The following is a 2,894-nucleotide window of genomic DNA, read 5'->3' on the forward strand; positions in this document are numbered from 1 at the left end:
AAAGCTGACAGTCGCACTTGCGCGCTTGCCCGCACATCTGGCCGCCCGGCAGGAGCGGCGGACGTTCTGGCTCGATGCGCTCAGCAGGTTCGCCCCCGCCCTCACCCCGGTCGGTCTGGATCAGACCGCGCCCTGGCGTCTGATCGTCAAAACCGCGCCGGCTCTGCGCGCCCCTCTGGTTGAGGCGCTGCGCGCAAACGGTTTTGACGCCGGCACGAATTACCCGGCCCTGACACAGTCTTTCCCCACACTGACGGCCCAGGACGCGCATCCCGATGCGGATCTCTGGGCGCAGTCGGTCATCAATCTCTGGCTCGATGAGCGCTATGATAGCGCCAGAATCACCGCGGCCTGCGCCGTGATGGAGCCGGTTCTGGAGGCGCTGACATGACATCCCTGATCATCCGCGTGGACGCCGTCCATGAGACAGGCCTGGCCCACGCCGCGCGTTGCAGCCGCCTGATCGACCTTCTGCCCGAACGCCCGCGCGTGCATGTGCTGGGTCAAGGCGAGGCGCTGTCTGAGTTCTTTCCTTACGACAAGATCGTGCCGCTCAAAGGGCCGGTGGACGTCTTTCTGAAAGCCCTGGTGATTGAGACTGAAGCCGACGCGGTTCTGGTGGACCAGCCGGCTCATGACCCGGTCTTGTGGAGCGCGCTGGACGCCCTGCCGCAGCTCAAGCGGCTGATGGTGGATGATTTCGGATCTGACGCCCCCGCCGACCTGGTTTTCAACGGCACGGTGATCGAAGACTATCACCGCTATCCCAATCTTCGCTCAGGCGGACAGGCGCTCTGCGGCGGCGAATACGCCCTGATCGCGCCGGTCTTCGCCAAATCACGCCATGACGACGCCCGCAAAGGCCCTGTCATCGCCATTTGCGGCGGCGGCGACCGGGCGGCGGACTGGGCGATGCAGCTGGCCGAGCATGGTCCGGCCCTGGCCAAACCCCACCCCTTCATCATGATCGTGGGATCCAGCTTTCCCGACTTTGAAGGCCTCAAGCGGATGACGGTGCTCAATGGCGGCATCGCCAAGCAGGGCCTGCCGGTTCACCAGATCGCCAGCCATCTGGCGCGCGCGCCCGCCGCCATCATGACCGGCGGGATGGTGGTGTATGAAGCGCTGGCCGCGGGCGTGCCCTCGATCGTCTTCCCGCAACTCGAAAATCTCATCCCGGAAATCGACTGGTTCGCTGAGCGCGGCGCGCTGATCAATCTGGGCTTTGAAAACGGCGATGACATCACAGCCGTGTCCGAACAGCTCAAATCCTTGCTGGCCGATCCCGCCAAGGCCGCTGCGTTGAGCGCCAAAGGGCCGGAACTGATTGACGGGCTGGGCATGACGCGCGCGGCCGAAGCCATCAACCAGATGCTCTCCAGCTGAGCGGCGCAGCAAATGACGATTGCGATCATCGATTACGGCATGGGCAATCTGACGTCGGTCAGAAACGCGCTCAAACATCTGGGCGCAGATGTGGTGGTGAGCCACGACCCCGGCGTGCTTCGTGCGGCGAAGGGCGTCATTCTGCCCGGCGTCGGCGCTTTCGGGGAAGGCATGGCGCATTTGCACGAACTGGGTCTCGCTTCGCTCATCAAGGACGAGATCGCAGGCCAGAACCGCCCGCTTCTGGGGATTTGTCTCGGGATGCAGCTTCTGCTGGATGAAAGCTCCGAGCATGGCCAGCATTCGGGCCTCGGCATCATTCCCGGCCAGGTCCGCCGCCTCGCCCCGCCGCCCAACACGCCGCCCTATCGCGTGCCGCATGTGGGCTGGAACCATGTGGCGGCGTCAAAGACGGACGGGCTGTTCAAAGGCCTGCCGGAAAACGAGGCCTTCTATTTCGTCCACTCCTTCATCTGCGAGCCTGAACGACCAGAGGACGCGGCGGGCTGGTCTGAGCATGGCGAACGCTTTGTCTGCGCGCTTGAGCACGGCTCGGTCTGGGCGGCGCAGTTTCATCCCGAGAAAAGCCACAAGGCCGGCCTCGCCCTGCTGAACAACTGGCTGGAGTATGTCGCCTCATGCTGATGCCGCGCCTGATCCCGGTCCTCTTGCTGATGAACGGCCAGCTGGTCCGCTCTGAAACCTTCACCCAGCACCAGATCATCGGCGATCCGCTGCACGAGGTGTCGCGGTTTAACGAGTGGAAAGTGGACGAGCTGATCTATCTCGACATCACCCGCGAGGGCGGGCTGGCCCAAGGTCGCCGCGATTCCGGCAATCGCGCCTATGCGGATTCCATGGAGGTGCTGGAAGCCGTGGCGAGCCAGTGCTTCATGCCGTTGACCTGGGGCGGCCGCATCCACTCTCTGGATCAGGTGCGCGAGATTTTCTCCCGCGGCGCTGACAAGGTCGCCATCAACACCGCCGCTTTCGAGACGCCGGAGCTGATCAGTCAGGTCTCTAAACGCTTTGGCGCGCAAGCCATGGTGGTCAGCGTCGACGTGCGCCAGACGGATGACGGCTATGAGATGATGACCCAGGGCGGCCGCACCGCCACCGGCCGTGATCCGGTGAGCTGGGCTAAGGAAGTTGAAGACCGCGGCGCGGGGGAAATCCTGTTGCAGAGCCTTGATCGCGATGGCCGCGGCACAGGCTATGATGTGGCGCTGATCGAGCAGGTCTCAGACGCGGTCACCATCCCCGTCATCGCCTGTTCGGGCGTCGGGGTGTACGAGCATTACGCCAAGGGACTGAAGGCCGGGGCGGACGCTGTCGCCGCCGCCAATATCTGGCATTTCAAGGAACTGGCTGACCGCGGCGGCAAACGCGCTTTGCAACGCGCCGGCTTTGACGTGCGGATGTAAACGCTGAATTCCCGGGCGAGCGATAGCGAAGACCCGGGACCTCTCTGCGCATACAGCACCTTATCCTGATGGAGGCCCCGGCTC

4 protein-coding genes are annotated in these 2,894 nt (G+C 64.0%); all 4 read left to right on the forward strand.

Annotation, left to right across the window (positions count from 1 at the left end; genetic code table 11):
* Window positions 1-391 (forward strand): hypothetical protein (locus B3M53_RS12480; protein ID WP_286800494.1); only part of this gene is annotated, 391 nt, incomplete at its 5' end.
* Window positions 388-1,386 carry a hypothetical protein gene (locus tag B3M53_RS12485; RefSeq protein ID WP_273019319.1) on the forward strand — a complete coding sequence of 333 codons (999 nt, stop codon included), beginning with the start codon at window positions 388-390 and terminating at the stop codon, window positions 1,384-1,386. The genes B3M53_RS12480 and B3M53_RS12485, both read left to right, overlap by 4 nt.
* A gap of 12 nt (window positions 1,387-1,398) precedes the next feature.
* Window positions 1,399-2,031, forward strand: coding sequence for an imidazole glycerol phosphate synthase subunit HisH (gene hisH / locus B3M53_RS12490; RefSeq protein WP_273019318.1), 633 nt, complete (start codon window positions 1,399-1,401; stop codon window positions 2,029-2,031).
* Window positions 2,025-2,810, forward strand: coding sequence for an imidazole glycerol phosphate synthase subunit HisF (gene hisF, locus B3M53_RS12495; protein WP_273019317.1), 786 nt, complete (start codon window positions 2,025-2,027; stop codon window positions 2,808-2,810). Before hisH ends, hisF begins: the two co-directional genes overlap by 7 nt.
* Window positions 2,811-2,894 lie beyond the last annotated feature (84 nt).

It is taken from the genome of Oceanicaulis sp. UBA2681 (assembly GCF_002354675.1).
Lineage (GTDB): Bacteria > Pseudomonadota > Alphaproteobacteria > Caulobacterales > Maricaulaceae > Oceanicaulis > Oceanicaulis alexandrii.